The organism is Mycolicibacter heraklionensis, assembly GCF_001021505.1.
Lineage (GTDB): Bacteria > Actinomycetota > Actinomycetes > Mycobacteriales > Mycobacteriaceae > Mycobacterium > Mycobacterium heraklionense.
The window spans coordinates 12,850-28,674 of the sequence record NZ_LDPO01000031.1 but is presented as its reverse complement, the minus strand read 5'-3'; the positions used below and the strand labels follow the sequence as shown (position 1 = coordinate 28,674).

Sequence of the window (15,825 nt, the reverse complement as noted above, 5' to 3'; positions counted from 1 at the left end):
CGTCGCCCGAACAGCCCCAGCCGACTCAACGTCTAGATGAACACCCGAACCCCGAAACCCCGTTTCGTGACCCATGCAGCACCGACCCCTTCCTGGTCAGGTGTTGCAGCGATCACTTGAGTCTGAGACCCGTTTTGCCGACGAAAACGCACACTCGACGGGGCAGACGACGCGGGTCAGTGGGAGAAGTGCTGCTGGTCGTCGTACTGGCCCGCCGGCTTGAGCCGGTCCAGGGCGGTCAGCGATTTCATGATGTCGTCGAACAGCGCCCGGGCAAGATCCGCCGAGAGCCCCTCACGGACCACGACGCGCAGCACCGCGACGTCCTCGGCGCCCTCGGGCATGGTGTAGGCCGGGACCTGCCAGCCGAAGGTGCGCAACTCGTGGGAGACGTCGAACTCGGTGTAGCCGCGCTCGCCGGCCAGACGGACGCTCACCACCGGGATCGCCGAACCGTCGCTGATCACCTCGAAATGTTCGCTGGCGGCCAGCCGATCCGACAGCCAGCGGGCGGTGTCGGACAGAGTCCGCATCACCTCTGTGTAGCCGGCGCGACCGAGCCGCAAAAAGTTGTAGTACTGGCCGACGACCTGGTTGCCCGGCCGGGAGAAGTTCAGCGTGAACGTCGGCATGTCCCCGCCCAGGTAGTTGACCCGGAACACCAACTCCTCGGGCAGATAGTCGGCGCCCCGCCACACCACGAAGCCGATGCCCGGATAGGTCAGGCCGTACTTGTGACCGCTGACGTTGATCGAGACCACCCGCGGCAGCCGGAAATCCCACTTGAGACCCGGATGCAGGAAGGGCACCACGAAGCCGCCGCTGGCCGCGTCCACGTGCACCGGCACGTCCGGCCCTCCGCCGGCGGCGAGGGTGTCCAGCGCCGCGCAGATCTGCTCGACGGGTTCGAGCTCCCCGGTGTAGGTGGTGCCCAGGATGGCGACCACGCCGATGGTGTTCTCGTCGACGGCGTCCAGGACCTGCTCGGGGGTGATCACGTAGCGGTCTTTGGCCATCGGCAGGTAGCGGGGTTCGACGTCGAAGTAGCGGCAGAACTTCTCCCACACCACCTGCACGTTGGAGCCCATCACCAGGTTCGGGGTACGCCCCTTCCAAGCGTCACCGACCTTCTGCCGCCAGCGCCACTTCATCGCCAGCCCGCCCAGCATCACCGCCTCGCTGGACCCGACGGTGGACACCCCGATCGCACTGGCGGGGTCGTCGTCGCGCAGGTTCTCAGCGTGGAACAGGTCGGCGACCATGGACACGCAGCGCTGCTCAATGGCAGCGGTGGCCGGGTATTCGTCCTTGTCGATCATGTTCTTGTCGAACGACTCCGCCATCAGCGCCGCCGCTTCGGGGTCCATCCAGGTGGTGACGAAGGTGGCCAGATTCAGCCGGGAACTGCCGTCGAGCATCAGCTCGTCGTGGATGAAGCGGTAGGCGGTCTGCGGGTCCATCGGGTCGTCGGGCAACCGCAGCGCCGGGACCGGCGAGGTGAACATCCGGCCGGTGTAGGCCGGAGCGATGGTGTGCGCCGGCACGGACGGGTGGGAATGGGTCACTGCGACTCTCCTCTATAGCTGGGCCAGGGCGGTGCGGATGTGTGCCAGGATGCGCGAGGCCGACGTCGGAGTATCGCCGGGTCCGGGGTCGGCGGCCGAGGCTGCGGCGGCGCGGGTGTGCACGAACGCGGCGGCGGCAGCGGCCTGGGCGGTGGGCAGGCCGGACGCCAGCAGCGCGCCGACCATTCCGGACAGCACGTCTCCGGAGCCCGCGGTGGCCGCCCACGACCCGCCGGCTTCGTTGAGGTAGACCGGGCCGGATGGGTCGGCGATGACGGTGACGTTGCCCTTGAGCAGCACCGTCGCCCCGAATCGATCGGCCAGCTCGCGGGCCGCGCCGACCCGGTCGGGCCCGGGCGGGTGCCCGGCCAGCCGCGCGTATTCGCCGGCATGCGGGGTCAGCACCGTCGGGGCGTTGCGGTCGGCCACCAGAGCTGGGTGGGCGGCCAGGATGGTCAGCGCGTCGGCGTCGACGATCACCGGCAGATCCGTGCTCAGCGCGAACCACAGTGCGGCGGCAGCCTGTTCGCCGGTGCCCAGACCGGGACCGACCGCCCAGGCCTGCACCTTCCCGGCGGCCGCGGGACTGGGCGCCGCCACCACCTCCGGCCAGTGCGAAACCACTTGGGCGTCAGCACTTCCGGCGTAGCGGACCATACCGGAAGTGGCCGCCACCGCCGCCCCGGCGCACAGGATCGCCGCGCCCGGGTAGGTCGCCGAGCCGGCCAGGATTCCGGTGACGCCCTGGGTGTACTTGTCGTCGCGCGGGCCCGGCGCCGGCCAGCACGCCTCGACGTCGGCTGCGGTCAACGAGTGCATGTCGGTGGCCGGCAGGTCCAGGCCGATGTCGACGAGTTCGACTCGCCCGCACTGGCCCAGTGCGTGCACCGGTTTGAGGCCGCCGAAGGTGACCGTGAGCGCTGCGTGCACCGCGGGACCGTCCGCCGCGCCGGTGTGCGGATCCAGACCGCTGGGGATGTCGACGGCCACCACCGGGATGCTTCGCGCGTCGACGTCCGCGAAGATCTCGGCGGCGTGCGGTCGCAACGGACCCTGCCCGGAGATGCCGACCACGCCGTCGATCACCAGATCCGTTGCGGGCGGCACGGTGTCCACGATCCGGCCGCGGGCACGTTTGAATGCGGCGAGCCCTTTGGCGTGTGCGCGCTCCGGGTCCAGCAGGATGGCGCTGGCCGCCGCACCGCGTCGGCGCAGCAGGGTGGCCGCCCACAGCGCGTCGCCGCCGTTGTCACCGGAGCCCACCACCGCGCACACGTCGCGCCCGGCGACTCCGCCGGTACGCGCGGCCAGCTCCCGACCGATCGCGGTCGCCAGGCCGAACGCGGCCCGGCGCATCAGCAACCCGTCGGGCAGGCTCGCCAACAGCGGTGCCTCGGCGGCGCGAATGACTTCGACGCTGTAGTAATGCCGCACTTGCCCTCCTCGCCCTGCTCGCGATTGTCAGGCTAGTGGCCGCCGACGGCGCTCGGGTGATGTCGCAGCGGATGGTGGACGGTCAGCGGGTAACAGCACAACCCGATGATCAGTGCGGCGGCGTGGCCGATCGCGGTGAAGTCCGGATTGATGACCAGGGGCACGGTGAAGATGAGGAACAGACCGGCCAGGTAGGCCCAGCGCCACGGCCGAGGGATGCGGTAGGTGAGCACCGCCATCACCCCGACCAGGAAATAGCTGACGCCGATGTCGCGGGCGTAGGTGAGCCGCTCCGATTCCCGGTGCAGGTGGATCAGCACGTACAGCGCACCCTCGCTGACATAGGTGGCGCCGACGTGGGAGATCAATCCGACCATCAGCCACCGAAGGTGCCCCAGCCAGTGTTCGGCCGGCGCCAGGAACAGGGTGAACAGCACCAGGTACGGCGACCAGTCCTTGCCGTCGATCCACAGCAGACTGGAGACCAACACCTCCAGCGGGTCGGTGGCCAGGTGATGCAGGTTGGTGGATTGCTCGACGAGCATGGTGTGCAGGCGCCGGCCGACCAGATGCTGGATGACGGTGGTGACCCCCAGCGCCGCCAGCCACAGGTAGGTCAGCGGCGCGGTGTGCACGAAGTGCCACGCCGCGGCCAGGCGCGTTCTGACGTCCGCCACGGCGTACAGCGTCGCATGGTCGGTGCGGACACGGACAGACCGACCGCTGATAACCTCTGGGAAAAATCGGGCCATCCGCCTGCGATCGGCCCCGAGGGCATGTGGGGGCACCTATGAGCGAACCGCACGGTCCGACTCCCAATCCGTACCATCAGCCTCCGTTTCCGCCGATGAACCGGCCCATCCCGCCGATCCCGGGCGGAGGGTTCCCACCGCCACTGTTACCTCCTGGGCTCAGCAGTCCCCCACCGGGATCACCAGGACCCAACCGCCGCGCGATGTGGGCTTTGTTGGCCGCGGTCGCCGTGATCGCGGTGATCGGCGTCGTGCTCACCGTGACGCTGTCCGGGCGTGGCCAGCACGACAAGGCCAGGCCCGCCGCAAAGACGGGGACCTCGGCGACCGCGTCGGCATCCCCTGACAACACACCGGTGCCGGTCTCCAAGATCGAGGGGTTGCTGCCTCGCCAGGAGGCCCTCGCCGCGGCGGTGGCCGATCCCGAACTCGGTGTCGTAATGAGTGGTGACGCGATGGATGAGGTCACCGTGGTGGACGCAGACTGCCAGGGCATCAGTTCGGTCGCCTCGGGCCCCGTCTACGCCGGTACCGGTTGGACCGCGATCCGCTGGCAGCGCTGGTACAGCCCGCCCGACATCGACACCCACGACCTGAAGCACGGTCTGCTGGTGTCGGTGGCGACCTTTCCGCGGGCGGACAACGCGCAGGCCTTCTACACGAAGCAGAGCGACAAGTGGAAACGGTGCGCCGGCCGCACCCTGGACATGACCGTGACCAATGGCGACAACGAGCCGCGGGTCTTCTGGACCATCACCGAGGTCACCGAGTCCGACCAGCTGGTCAAGACCACCGCGATCAGCGAGGGCGGCGGCGGCTGGTCATGCCAGGACGCCCTGACCATTCGCAACAACGTCGTCGCGCAGGCCGACGTCTGCGGAAACAGCATCCCGCCCAACGCGGCGCAGGACATCCTCGGCTCGATCACCCCGAAGGTCGACGCGGCCGGGTGAGCCGGCGCCACCCAATCCTTGATCCGCCCCTGCGCCTCGCGTATCGTCCGACTCAATTTCGCGTCGCACAGTAGCGAATACAGGGAAAGGGCCGAGCCGTTGCGCAACCGCTACGCCGGGGAACCGTTCACCACCACCGATTCCGAGATCGCCGCGGCCCTCGAGCAGGTCTCCATCCCCACCTTGTTGCTGTCGTGCGTGCACATCACCGGCGACCCCCGTTTCATCCGGGACTTCAAGCAGAACGGGATCTTCCTCAACGAGATCCAGGGGTTCATGTCCGAGGAGGACAAGGCCCGCGCCCGCGCCGAAGCGCTGCCGGTGATCGCGGACTACCGCGACCGCGGCTGCCCGCAGCCAGCGCCACTTCCCGCCGAGCTGGTCAAGGAGATGATGGACTGGGCGGCCTGCGAGGCCGTACCGGACGCCTACCTGGGTCTGCTCGCCGAAGAACTCGACCTCGAAGGCGTCGACCCGCGCCGTCCCGCGCCGCTGGACCCCTCCCGCGCGGCGGAACTGCCCGTGGTGGTGATCGGCTGCGGCGAGTCGGGTGTACTGGCCGGAATCCGGCTGGCCCAAGCCGGGATTCCCTTCACGATCGTCGAGAAGAACGAGGGTCCGGGCGGAACGTGGTGGGAGAACGACTATCCGGGCGCTCGGGTGGACGTCGCGAACCACTTCTACTGCTACAGTTTCGAGCCCAACAACGACTGGGGCCACTACTTCGCCGAACAGCCGGAGCTGCGGGCCTACTTCACCGACCTGGTCACCAAACACGGCCTGGGTGACCACGTTCGGTGGGGCACCGAGGTCACCGACGCCGTCTGGGACGAGGGCAGCGGAACCTGGACCTTGACCACCCGCACCGTCGACGGCTCGGTGTCCACGCTGCCGGCGCGCGCGGTGATCACCGCGGTCGGCCAGCTCAACCGGCCGCATCTGCCAGATCTCGACGGGGCGGACAGTTTCACCGGGCCGTCGTTTCACTCCGCGGCGTGGGATCACAGTGTCGACCTGACCGGCAAGCGGGTGGCGCTGATCGGCGCTGGTGCCAGCGGATTTCAGATCGCCCCCGCGATCGCGGAAAAAGTGGCTCACCTCACGGTGTTTCAGCGCACCGCACAGTGGATGTTTCCCAACCCGATGTATCACGACGCCGTCGGTGACGGGGTGCGCTGGGCGTTGAAGCACCTGCCGTTCTACGGCCGCTGGTACCGCTTCCTGCTGCTGTGGCCCGGCGCCGACAAGGGCCTGGAGGCCGCCCGCGTGGACCCGGACTATCCCGACCAGGACTACGCAGTCAGCGAGATCAACGCCCTGGCCCGGCAGATGTTCACCGGCTGGATCACCGACCAGGTGGGCGACGACGAGGAGCTGCTGGCCAAGGTGCTGCCGGACTATCCGGCGACCGGCAAGCGCACCCTGCAGGACAACGGCACCTGGCTCAAGACCCTGCGACGCGACAACGTCGAACTCAACCGCACCCCGATTCGCAGGCTCACCCCGCAGGGTGTGGAGACCGAAGACGGCATCCACCATGAGGTGGATGTGATCGTGTACGCCACCGGGTTTCGGCACACCGACGTGCTGTGGCCGATGCGCATCACCGGCCGCGACGGCGTCGATCTGCACGCGCTGTGGGGCAGCAGACCGTACGCCTATCTGGGCATCACGGTGCCCGGGTTCCCGAACTTCTTTCTGCTCTACGGGCCCGGCGCGCATCTGGCGCACGGCGGCAGCCTGATCTTCAACTCCGAGTTGGAGATGCGCTACATCGACGCCTGCCTGGCCAAGCTCGCCGACGAGCGGGTGCACTCGATCGAGCCGACCGTGCAGGCGGCCACCGAGTGGCATCGGGCCACCCAGGCCGCGATCACCAAGACGGTGTGGGCGCATCCGGCGGTCAAGCATTCCTACTTCAAGAACGCCGACGGCGAGATTCACACCGTGAGCCCGTGGCGGCTCGACGAGTACTGGTCGGCGGTTCGTGAACCGGATTGGTCGCAGTTCGTCGTCGCAAAGGAGCGCTGAGGTGAGCGGAGTTGTCGTCACCGGAGCAGCATCGGGAATCGGCCGGGCCTGCGCCGAGGCGCTCGTGGCCGACGGCCGCCGGGTCGCGTTGTGGGACATCGCCCCGACCGTCCGGGACGCTGCCGAGAGTTTGGGGATGCCCGGTGCGGTGGTCGACGTCTGCGACGACGCCGGGATGCCCGCTGCGATCGCGGCGGCAGCCGAGGCGCTGGACGGAATCGACGGGCTGGTGCACGCCGCGGGCCGGGTGCTGCCCGAGCCGGTGGGCGCCTACACCGGCGAATCCTGGGATGCCGTCATGGATGTCAACCTGCGCGCCCAGGCGATGCTGGTGCAGTTGATGCTGCCGCACCTGGAGGCTGTCGCCCGGGCCGGCGGCGACCCGGCCGTGGTCGGTATCTCCAGCATCGAGGGCCTGACCGCCAACCCGTTCATCCCGGCCTACTGCGCCTCCAAGGCCGGGCTGCTGGGGCTGACCAGGTCGATGGCCGCCCAGCTGGGCCCGGCCGGAATCCGCGTCAACGCGGTCTGCCCGGGCTTCATCGAAACCCCGATGCTGCAGATCGCGCTCGACGTCGAAGAGGTCGCGGCCGGCTTTGTGGCCGCTGCGCCGCTGGGACGTATCGGTCAACCGGCGGAGGTCGCCCAGGCGGTGGCGTTCCTGATGTCGCCGCGGGCGTCGTTCATCACCGGAACCCAGATCGTCGTCGACGGTGGAGTCACCGCCCGGCATCCGTGAGGCGGTCTAGAAAACCCAGCTCTGCGGTGCGGCGATGACGAAGCCGTGGGTGACCACCGGACTCACCGCGCCGGGATCCTGGGGCTCCCTGAGCACACAGACCAGGTCGGTGGCCGGCGGAACCCCGCAGACCATCGACTGCGCGGGCGGGAAATCCCAGAACACGATCTTGTGGCCCACCGGAAGCTTTGCGGCCGGCGGGCTTGCGGCGACCAGGGCGTCGGGCGGGCCGGGAAGGAAACGCGCCGGGATGCTTTCCTTCCCGTAGATCCCGGGCAGCTCCACCGCCCCGGCGTCGCGCGGCGCCCCCGGAATGTCGCCGGCGCAGTGGACGTCATGAGTGATCCGGCCCTGCCGCAGCGTGCAGACCAGCCCGGAGTCGGTGGCGAAGACCGCGTTGGGAACCTTCTGCAGGTCGCTGACTGAATCGGGCAGCGGTCCGCTGTCATCGATCAGGGAGTCCACATCGGGGATACCCGGTGCCGCCAGCGCGTTCGGCACTGCCATCAGCAGGGCCACCGAGGTGACCGCCACTGCCAATACCCGCCGCGCCACGCGAAGCCTCCCTGTTCGCCGTCAGATCTTCAAACTACGAGCGGCGGGCGCGCGGGTCAATGTCGCCCGGAACCGATCTACGCGCATTGGCGGATGTTTCCCGACTCCTGCACCCAGATAGTCGACTCAGGCGACATCTGAAAGGAACCCCGATGAGCACACACAGTGGAAACCACGCCGTCGTCCTCGGCGGCAGCATCGCCGGACTGCTCGCGGCTCGGGTGCTCGCCGACTTCTATCAACACGTGACCATCGTGGAGCGCGATGTGCTGTGCGACAGCGCCACTCCGCGGCGCGGCGTACCACAGAGCGGTCAGGCCCATATCCCGCTGGCCCGCTGCACGGAGATTCTGGAGGAGCTGTTTCCCGGCATCCTCGACGAACTGCTGCACCGGGGTGTTCCGACGTGGGACGACGGCGATCTGTCCCGGTTGTGCATCAAATACCTTGGGCACCAGTCAATTCAGCACGGGACGCTGCCCAAGACGGTGGCGAACTCGCTGTACTTTCCCAGCCGGCCGCTGCTGGAACACCAGGTACGACGCCGGTTGACGGCCATCCCGAATGTCACGGTCCTCGACGGGCACACCGTGCTCGGGTTGACCGCCACCGAAGCCGGCGACCGGGTGACCGGCGTTCGCGTCGGCGCGGGCCGCACGGAGCAGGAGCTGGACGCCGAACTGGTGGTCGACGCGACCGGACGGGGCTCTCGCACTCCGGTGTTTCTGGACGCACTCGGCTACCGTCGGCCCCCCGAGGACGAGCTGGTGATCCGACTGACCTATGCCAGCCAGTCGCTGCGTTTTCGGCCGGGCGCGTTGCCGGAGGATTTGATCCTCATCGGCCCGGAACCCGGCCGGCCCACGACCTTCGCGTGCACCGCTCAGGAAGACGGAACCGTGATGGTGCTGGTGAGCGGTATGACCGGCACGCAACCACCCGGCACGCGGGAGGAGTTGATCGCCTTCGCCGCGCCGTTCGCGCCGCCACACGCGTTGGCGGCCTGGGCGGCGGCCGAACCGCTGGGCGAGGTGACCCGCTACCGGATTCCGTCCAGCCGGTGGCGCCGTTACGACCGGATGCGCCGGTTCCCGCGTGGTCTGCTCGTGGTCGGTGATGCGATGTGCAGCGTCAACCCGATCTACGGCCAGGGGATGACGGTAGCAGCGATGGAAGCTCTGGTGTTGCGGGACTGTTTGACCCGCGGCGACCAGGATCGGCCGCAACGGTTCTTCCGTGCCGCGGCGAAGAAGGTCCGGGTGGCCTGGCAGACCGCGGTCGGCTCCGATCTGGCATTGCCCGAGGTGGAGGGTCCGCGTCCGGTGTCGATGCGGCTCACCAACGCCTACCTCGACTGGGTGATGACCGCTGCCGAGACGGACCCGCTGGTCTCCGGCCAACTGGCGCGGCTGACCGGAATGATCGACCCGCCCTCGCGGCTGCTGCGGCCCGCCTTCGTCGCCCGGGTGGCGCAAGCCCATCGCAGGCGACGGACCCGAACCGCCGATGTCGGCCGTGCCCAACACGTTCCGGAAACGGTTGACGCTGGCTAACATGAGCGAGATTCCACCGGTGACGGTGGTGTCCTGGGAGTGGAGCGCAGGTGGCGTGAGCGATCTTGTACCGACCGGCATCGTGACGCTGCTGCGGGCCGACGTCGACGACGCCTCCGAGTTGTGGCAGAACCAGCCGGATGAGATGGGCCGCGCGATCACCGATCTGAATGGCACGCTGAGCCGTTTGGTCAGCGCCCACCATGGCGTCTGTCCGGTCGATCGGCGCGAAGCCGACAGCTTTGTGATCGCCTTCGCCCGCGCGTCCGATGCGGTGGCATGTGCACTGGATCTGCAACGATCTCGGCTGGCCCCGATCCGATTGCGAATCGGCCTGCATACCGGCGAGACGCAGTTGGATGACGCGGGCTACTACACCGGAACGGCCATCGACCGCACCACCCTGCTGAGCGAATTGGGGCACGGGGGTCAGACCGTATTGTCGGGAACCACAGCAGATTTGGTCGCCGATCTGCTTCCCGACGGCGTCTGGCTGAATGATCTTGGCACCCATGTCCTGCGCGGCCTGTCCCGCCCGGAGCGAGTCGTGCAGTTGTGCCACCGCGACCTACCCAACGATTTTCCGGAGCTGCGAGTCTCCCGAGCCGGGGGCGCGTACCGATTGCCGAACCAACGCACCAGTTTCGTGGGCAGGACCGACGAGATGGCCGACGTACGGCAGCTGTTGGACGTCAACCGGATGGTCACCCTGACCGGCGCCGGTGGAGTCGGAAAGACCCGCCTGGCAACGCAGATCGCGGGCGAGATGGCCGGTGACTACCCGGGTGGGATCTGGTACGTCGACCTGGTGCCGATCACCGACCCGGCGTTGGTGACGGTCGCGACGTCCCGATCACTGGGCCTGCCGGATCAGCCGGGCCGCTCGAATGTGGACACCATTGTGGACTGCATCGCCGATCGTCGGATGCTCGTGCTGTTCGACAATTGTGAGCATCTGATCGACGCCTGCGCCGCCCTGTTCGACACACTGTTGGCCGCGTGCCCGGCACTGACTTTGTTGGCCACCAGCCGAGAACCCATCGCGGTGGCCGGCGAACAGACACGCCGGGTTCCCCCACTCGCGGTCGAGAGCCAGGCAGTCGAACTGTTCGTCGACCGCGCCCGGCTCGCGCGTCCGGAGTTCAGTGTCGTCGGCGACGACGCGGCGGCGGTATGCGAGATCTGCCGACGTCTCGACGGCATGCCGCTGGCCATCGAACTGGCCGCAGCGCGGGTGCGCGCCCTGTCACTGACCGAGATCGTCGATGGCCTGCATGATCGCTTCCGGCTGTTGACCGGCGGATCGCGCACCGCGGTGCGGCGCCAGCAGACCCTGCGGGCATCCGTGGATTGGTCGCATGCGCTGCTCAGCGATCCCGAACGGGTGCTGCTCCGGCGGCTTTCGGTGTTCTCGGGCGGCTTCGACCTCGACGGCGCTCAAGCGGTGGCCGCCGGCGGGCAGGTGCACCACTACGAAGTGGTCGATCTGCTCACCCTGCTGGTGGACAAGTCTCTGTTGAATGCCGAAAACACTACCGGCCGAACGCGATACCGACTCTTGGAGACGGTGCGCCAGTATGCACTGGAGAAGCTCGGCGACTCTGGCGAGGCCGATTCCCTGCGGACGCGGCACCGCGACCATTACGCCGGAATCGCCGCCGCACTCGACGCGCCCTCGGTCGCCGGCCACGAACGACGACTCAACCAGGTCGAGTCCGAGATCGACAACCTGCGGGCCGCGTTCGCCTGGTGCCATGACACCGCCGACACCGAAGCCGCTCTGGCCCTGGCCGCGTCGCTGCAGCCGCTGTGGCGCAGCGGAGGCCGCCAGCTCGAAGGAATGGCCTGGCTCGACTCCGCTCTCGCCGACTACGACGCCCGCCCCAGCCGGATCGATCCCGGTGTCTATGCGCGGGCACTGGCCGGCAGGGTGTCCCTGGACGCCATTGTGGGGGTCACCGATCGCCTGGATCGCGCGGAGCAGGCCTTGGCCATCGCCCGCGACATCGGCGACCCGGTGCTGCTGGCCCGCACCCTGGCCGCCTACGGCGGTATCACCGCTTACAACGCCGATATCGCCGTGCCAGCGTTGACCGAAGCGGTCACCCTGGCCCGGCAGACCGGCGACACCTGGACCCTGGCCGAAGCCCTGACGTGGCGGACTTACGCCGCAGCCATGGGCGAAGGCGCCCCCACGACGACGTGCTCGGTCGGTGAGCAGGCGCGCTCGCTGGCCGACGCGACCGGTGATGGCTACCTCTCCCGCACCTGCGGCTGGTTCCTCGGCCTCGCGCATACGTTTCAGGGCAACCTCGACACGTCTGTCGACCTGGTGAGCGGCGTCATCGCCGAAGCCGCTGCGGCGCATGACATCCTCAGCGAATGCTCCGCGCGGGTGATACTCGCCAACACCTTGGCCTACCGGGGCGACACCACCGCCGCCCTGGCCAACGTCCACGCCGCTATCGACTTGGTCACGGCAGAGTTCAACCCGGCCCATGCCGGTATCGCGTACGCGTCACTGGCCTTTGTTAACCTGTCCGCCGGCGACGTCACGCCCGCTGTTCCCGCCAGCGACTCGGCCACCCGCTCCTACGGCCCCAGCCAGGCCGGAAGCATTCTCGACCCCAATATGGCCGCGCAGATCGCCTGGCTCCAAGGCGATCTGGATACGGCACGCTGCCTGGCCGACGCCGCGGTGTCGGTCACCGGAGGTGGTTATCGCGCTATGGCGCTGACCACCCGCTACCACCTCGCCGTCGCCCACAGCGATCTGGAGCAGGCTGAGCGCGATGCCTACGACGCGCTGAGCACCGCAGCGTCTGTCGGCGCTTTCCTCTTCGTCCCCGACGCCCTGGAATGCGTCGCATCGTTGCCCGCGATCCGCGCTCAGGAGGCGGCTCGGCTGTTCGGCGCGGCCGATGCCGCTCGCCGGCGGATGGCCACTGTTCGCTTCTCCATCTACCGGCCGTGGGTCGACTCGGCTCTGAAACGTGTTCGAAAGGATCTGACCGACACCGTGTTCGACGACTGTTGGGCCGACGGAGCCGCACTGTCCGCCGACGACGCGATCTGCTACGCGCAACGCGGACGCGGCGAACGCAAACGCCCGTCCAGCGGCTGGGGTTCCCTGACTCCGACCGAACTGGAGGTGACCCGGTTGGCCGGCGAAGGACTCGGCAACAAAGAGATCGGTGCGCAGCTGTTCATCTCGCCGCGGACGGTACAGACCCACCTCACCCATGTCTACGCCAAGCTCGGTCTGGCCACCCGAGTGCAGCTGGCCCGCGAGGCACTTCGCCACACCGAGCACGAGCATCGGTAGCATCACCGAGGATGTCCCAGAGCTACCCACCGCCGAGGCCGCCGATCTCGCGGACGGATCTCGCCGGGTCTATCGCAGCACTGGTCCTGACGGTCGTCGGGGGTGGTGCGGCTGCGGTCCTGGGGGTATTCATGATGGCCTTCACGGACTACTGCCCGGCCGCGGCGTGCGCCGCGGGCATCGGCGGCTACCTCTTCGCGGTGGGCGGCTGACTCCTAGGCTCTCGCCGCCTCGGCGATCGCTTCCCGTAGACCCCGCGTCGCCAACGCATCGGCCAGCTCGTTGTCGGCGACCCCCGAATGGCCTTTGACCCAGAACCACTCGACCTGGTGACGGGCGCAGGCGGCCTGAAGCCGTTGCCACAGGTCGACGTTCTTCACCGGCTGCTTGGCGGCGGTCAGCCAGCCGTTGCGTTCCCAGCCTGACACCCACTTGGTGATGCCGTTGCGGACGTAGGTGCTGTCGGTGTGCAGATGTACCACCACGGGCCGGGTGAGGGCTTCCAGCGCCACGATCGGAGCGGTCAGCTCCATCCGGTTGTTGCTCGTCTCGCCGGGCTCGCCACCGCACATCTCGCGAACGTGGTGGCGCATGCGCAGCACCGCGCCCCAACCACCGGGGCCCGGGTTGGGCCGGCACCCACCGTCGGTGTGAATGACGACCACGTCATCGGTGGATTCGGTCATCGGCTGAGGATAGGCGGCGAGATCATCGCGGTGCGGACCGACATGCCCAGATCGCGATGCCGCAGCGTGGTGATCCGGCGACCCGGCTGCACGGCGTCCTTCACCGGCAACGTGCGCTCGCCGAAGAACGACGCCGTCGCCTCGATATCGGCGACGACGTAGGTGATACCCCACAGCGACGACGGGCCGGCCGCCACCGTGTCGGGCGACCCGACGACCTCAAGGATCACCGCACCCAGCCGGAAGAAGATCTGCCGCATCGGCCGGCCGCCGAGTTCGGCGTCGCGTACCCGACGCGACTGCAGCCCGACGGCAGCCAATGCCTCGACGGTGCGAGACAGGTTGGGGGACAACAGCACAACGTGATCGATCGAGGTCACGCCGTTCGGATGCGCGGCCGGCTCGGCGGCCGCCGCGGCGGAACGGGAGGTGGGGATACCGTCGAGCGGGCCGTCCTGGGACAAGCCCCGCAGTGCCCACCCGAGGATGCCGGTGCCGCCTCCGGTCAGCCGCAGCCGAACCTCCCCCACCCGGCAGACGTTGTCGGGGTCCACGCTGAACCCGGCCGACCGCCACGTGTCAGCCGGATCGGCAAGATGGAGTTCGTCGACGGTGACGGACATGCCGCTCACCGTACTGCCGCGCAGCTTGTCAGGCCGATGTGTCGGGCTCGGGTTTCAGGTCGCGCCACCAGCAGAAGATGAAGACCATCATCGCCATCACCAGCGCGACGATCACCCAGAGTGTGACCGTGACGTCGATCCAGGATCCGATCGGCGGAGCATCAGGTAGTGCGTTTCTCAGCGGGACCACCGCGAAAAGCATTGCCGCATACCAGGTCGTCATCGGCGGCTGGAATTTGCGCCAGCCCAGGAAGGTCAGGTTCGCGACGATGACGCCCACCAGCGCCAAGGAGATCAGGACACCCACGATCACGGCACCGAAAGCGATCGTGCTCGGCGAGCGGTGCAGTGCGATCCGGTACGGTCCGCCGTCGTCGCGGTCGCTGGCGATCTCGTTCTTCCAGCCGGCGATGTGGTCGACGAACGTCACCGACATCCGTTCCGGCATCGTGGCGTTCCCGCGGACGACGTCGACGGTGATCGGCCCGGTCTGATAGTGATCGAACGGCCACTTGGCCGAGTTGCCGGAGATGGTCAAGGGGACCGGGAACTCACCGGGCACCATGCCCTTGGTCCAGGTGCGCTTCGTGGGCGTGACCGCGGAGTGCACCGCGATGCTCAGATCTTCGGTGAGTCCGTGCCTGACCGGATCGAGCAGCGCCGCCCCCGGGGTGATGGTCACCTTGCCGGTCAATGTGCCCTTCACCGTCTGAAGATCCTCGATGTCGATGGTCACCGTGGTTCCATCGGCCGACGCCAGACCTTCGGTGAGGTGACGTGGGCATCCACACCCCGCACGCTCATACAGCGCAACGGTGACGAGGTAGGACGCGACGAAGAAGACCGTCATGCCGAGGATCAGAAGCAGCCTGGGCCGGTTGATGTGAACAGCAGGAGCATCGTTGGACAAGACTGCTCTCCCTCACGCGGTCAGATTGGTGGTCAAAAGCAACCGTTGCATCGTCTCATCGCCGCCGCGTTCACCGCCAAGTTTTCGACGCACGAGCGACATAATCGAGCGGCCGCAACCAGTTTTCGGCGCTGCCGGGAATCTGTGGCTAACTAGAAGACTTCGCTGTGCGGCGCCGAAATGACGAATCCGTGGGTCACCGCCGGGCCACCGCTCTTGCCGCCGCTCTCGCGCGCGGCCTTGAGCACGCAGGCCACCTCGGTGCCCATCGGTGCACCGCAGACCAGCGATTCGGTGGGCGAGAAATCCCAGAACACGATCTTGTGGCCGGGCGCCAACATGATCGACGGAACCTTTGCGGGATCGCCGAGGAGCCCGGCGGGCGCCATCGGCATGAACTGCGCCGGGCCGTTGCCGTCGGCATAGACGGTCCCAAGGCTGACGCTGCGGGTTCCCGCCGGGGCGCCAACGAGATTCCCGGCACAGGCCACACTGTGCGTCACTTTGCCGCGACTCTTTCGGCAGGCCAGGCCCGACGGGGTGGTGAACGCCAGATCCGGGATTCCGGTCAGGTCACCGACCGAGCCGGGCAGCGGTCCGCTGTCGTCGAAGAGCGGATCGAGGTCGGGAACCTCGTTCGCCGCAACAGCATTCGGCACCTGGGTAAACACAGCTATCGCGGCGCACACCACCGCCAAC

14 protein-coding genes are annotated in these 15,825 nt (G+C 68.1%); 6 read left to right on the top strand and 8 right to left on the bottom strand.

Annotation, left to right across the window (positions count from 1 at the left end; translation table 11 throughout):
• Window positions 1-176: 176 nt before the first annotated feature.
• The 3 genes from ABW16_RS22310 to ABW16_RS22300 are packed head-to-tail and all read right to left on the bottom strand — an operon-like array spanning window position 177 to window position 3,676.
• Window positions 177-1,565, bottom strand: coding sequence for a glutamate decarboxylase (locus tag ABW16_RS22310; protein WP_047321386.1), 1,389 nt, complete (start codon window positions 1,563-1,565; stop codon window positions 177-179).
• 12 nt (window positions 1,566-1,577) lie between these two features.
• The gene (locus tag ABW16_RS22305; protein ID WP_047321385.1) at window positions 1,578-2,999 is read right to left on the bottom strand and encodes a bifunctional ADP-dependent NAD(P)H-hydrate dehydratase/NAD(P)H-hydrate epimerase; all 1,422 of its coding nucleotides are present in this window, start codon (window positions 2,997-2,999) and stop codon (window positions 1,578-1,580) included.
• A gap of 32 nt (window positions 3,000-3,031) precedes the next feature.
• Window positions 3,032-3,676, bottom strand: a complete 645-nt coding sequence (locus ABW16_RS22300; protein ID WP_047321384.1) for a rhomboid-like protein — start codon at window positions 3,674-3,676, stop codon at window positions 3,032-3,034.
• 278 nt (window positions 3,677-3,954) lie between these two features.
• On the opposite strand from ABW16_RS22300, the gene ABW16_RS24030 reads away from it, so the two are divergent.
• From ABW16_RS24030 to ABW16_RS22285, 3 genes are all read left to right on the top strand, one after another.
• Window positions 3,955-4,704, top strand: a complete 750-nt coding sequence (locus tag ABW16_RS24030; RefSeq protein ID WP_052957054.1) for a sensor domain-containing protein — start codon at window positions 3,955-3,957, stop codon at window positions 4,702-4,704.
• A gap of 99 nt (window positions 4,705-4,803) precedes the next feature.
• A complete protein-coding gene (locus ABW16_RS22290; protein WP_047321383.1) occupies window positions 4,804-6,735 on the top strand; it encodes a flavin-containing monooxygenase in 1,932 nt (643 codons plus the stop codon).
• A gap of 1 nt (window position 6,736) precedes the next feature.
• A complete protein-coding gene (locus ABW16_RS22285; RefSeq protein WP_047321382.1) occupies window positions 6,737-7,474 on the top strand; it encodes an SDR family NAD(P)-dependent oxidoreductase in 738 nt (245 codons plus the stop codon).
• Window positions 7,475-7,480: 6 nt separating this feature from the next.
• Here the strand turns inward: ABW16_RS22285 and ABW16_RS22280 are convergent, their stop codons facing one another.
• The gene (locus ABW16_RS22280) at window positions 7,481-8,029 is read right to left on the bottom strand and encodes a hypothetical protein (protein WP_233424853.1); all 549 of its coding nucleotides are present in this window, start codon (window positions 8,027-8,029) and stop codon (window positions 7,481-7,483) included.
• A 152-nt stretch (window positions 8,030-8,181) separates the two neighbouring features.
• Between ABW16_RS22280 and ABW16_RS22275 the strand changes: the two genes are divergently transcribed.
• Genes ABW16_RS22275 through ABW16_RS22265 form a run of 3 tightly spaced genes read left to right on the top strand, consistent with a single transcriptional unit; the run spans window position 8,182 to window position 13,119 of the window.
• Window positions 8,182-9,582, top strand: coding sequence for an FAD-dependent oxidoreductase (locus tag ABW16_RS22275; protein WP_047321381.1), 1,401 nt, complete (start codon window positions 8,182-8,184; stop codon window positions 9,580-9,582).
• Window position 9,583: 1 nt separating this feature from the next.
• Entirely contained in the window at window positions 9,584-12,907 is a 3,324-nt protein-coding gene (locus tag ABW16_RS22270; protein ID WP_047321380.1) for a LuxR C-terminal-related transcriptional regulator, read from the top strand.
• 11 nt (window positions 12,908-12,918) lie between these two features.
• The gene (locus ABW16_RS22265; protein WP_047321390.1) at window positions 12,919-13,119 is read left to right on the top strand and encodes a hypothetical protein; all 201 of its coding nucleotides are present in this window, start codon (window positions 12,919-12,921) and stop codon (window positions 13,117-13,119) included.
• 3 nt (window positions 13,120-13,122) lie between these two features.
• Here ABW16_RS22265 and rnhA read toward each other — a convergent pair whose 3' ends face one another.
• From rnhA to ABW16_RS22245, 4 genes are all read right to left on the bottom strand, one after another.
• Window positions 13,123-13,593 (bottom strand): ribonuclease HI, encoded by a 471-nt coding sequence (gene rnhA / locus ABW16_RS22260; protein ID WP_047321379.1) that lies wholly within the window; start codon window positions 13,591-13,593, stop codon window positions 13,123-13,125.
• On the bottom strand, window positions 13,590-14,216 hold the full coding sequence (locus ABW16_RS22255; RefSeq protein ID WP_047321378.1) for a VOC family protein: 627 nt from the start codon (window positions 14,214-14,216) through the stop codon (window positions 13,590-13,592). Before ABW16_RS22255 ends, rnhA begins: the two co-directional genes overlap by 4 nt.
• Window positions 14,217-14,244: 28 nt before the next feature.
• Window positions 14,245-15,066, bottom strand: a complete 822-nt coding sequence (locus ABW16_RS22250) for a DUF4436 domain-containing protein (protein WP_047321389.1) — start codon at window positions 15,064-15,066, stop codon at window positions 14,245-14,247.
• A 212-nt stretch (window positions 15,067-15,278) separates the two neighbouring features.
• Complete coding sequence (locus tag ABW16_RS22245; protein WP_230987219.1) at window positions 15,279-15,785, bottom strand: cupredoxin domain-containing protein; 507 nt, start codon at window positions 15,783-15,785, stop codon at window positions 15,279-15,281.
• Between the last annotated feature and the right edge of the window lie 40 nt (window positions 15,786-15,825).

Coding starts and splice junctions, on each gene's coding strand:
- ABW16_RS22255 (WP_047321378.1), bottom strand. CDS start 14,216: ATGTCCGTCACCGTCGACGAACTCCATCTTGCCGATCCGGCTGACACG.
- ABW16_RS22250 (WP_047321389.1), bottom strand. CDS start 15,066: ATGACGGTCTTCTTCGTCGCGTCCTACCTCGTCACCGTTGCGCTGTAT.
- ABW16_RS22275 (WP_047321381.1), top strand. CDS start 8,182: ATGAGCACACACAGTGGAAACCACGCCGTCGTCCTCGGCGGCAGCATC.
- rnhA (WP_047321379.1), bottom strand. CDS start 13,593: ATGACCGAATCCACCGATGACGTGGTCGTCATTCACACCGACGGTGGG.
- ABW16_RS22270 (WP_047321380.1), top strand. CDS start 9,584: ATGAGCGAGATTCCACCGGTGACGGTGGTGTCCTGGGAGTGGAGCGCA.
- ABW16_RS24030 (WP_052957054.1), top strand. CDS start 3,955: ATGTGGGCTTTGTTGGCCGCGGTCGCCGTGATCGCGGTGATCGGCGTC.
- ABW16_RS22265 (WP_047321390.1), top strand. CDS start 12,919: ATGTCCCAGAGCTACCCACCGCCGAGGCCGCCGATCTCGCGGACGGAT.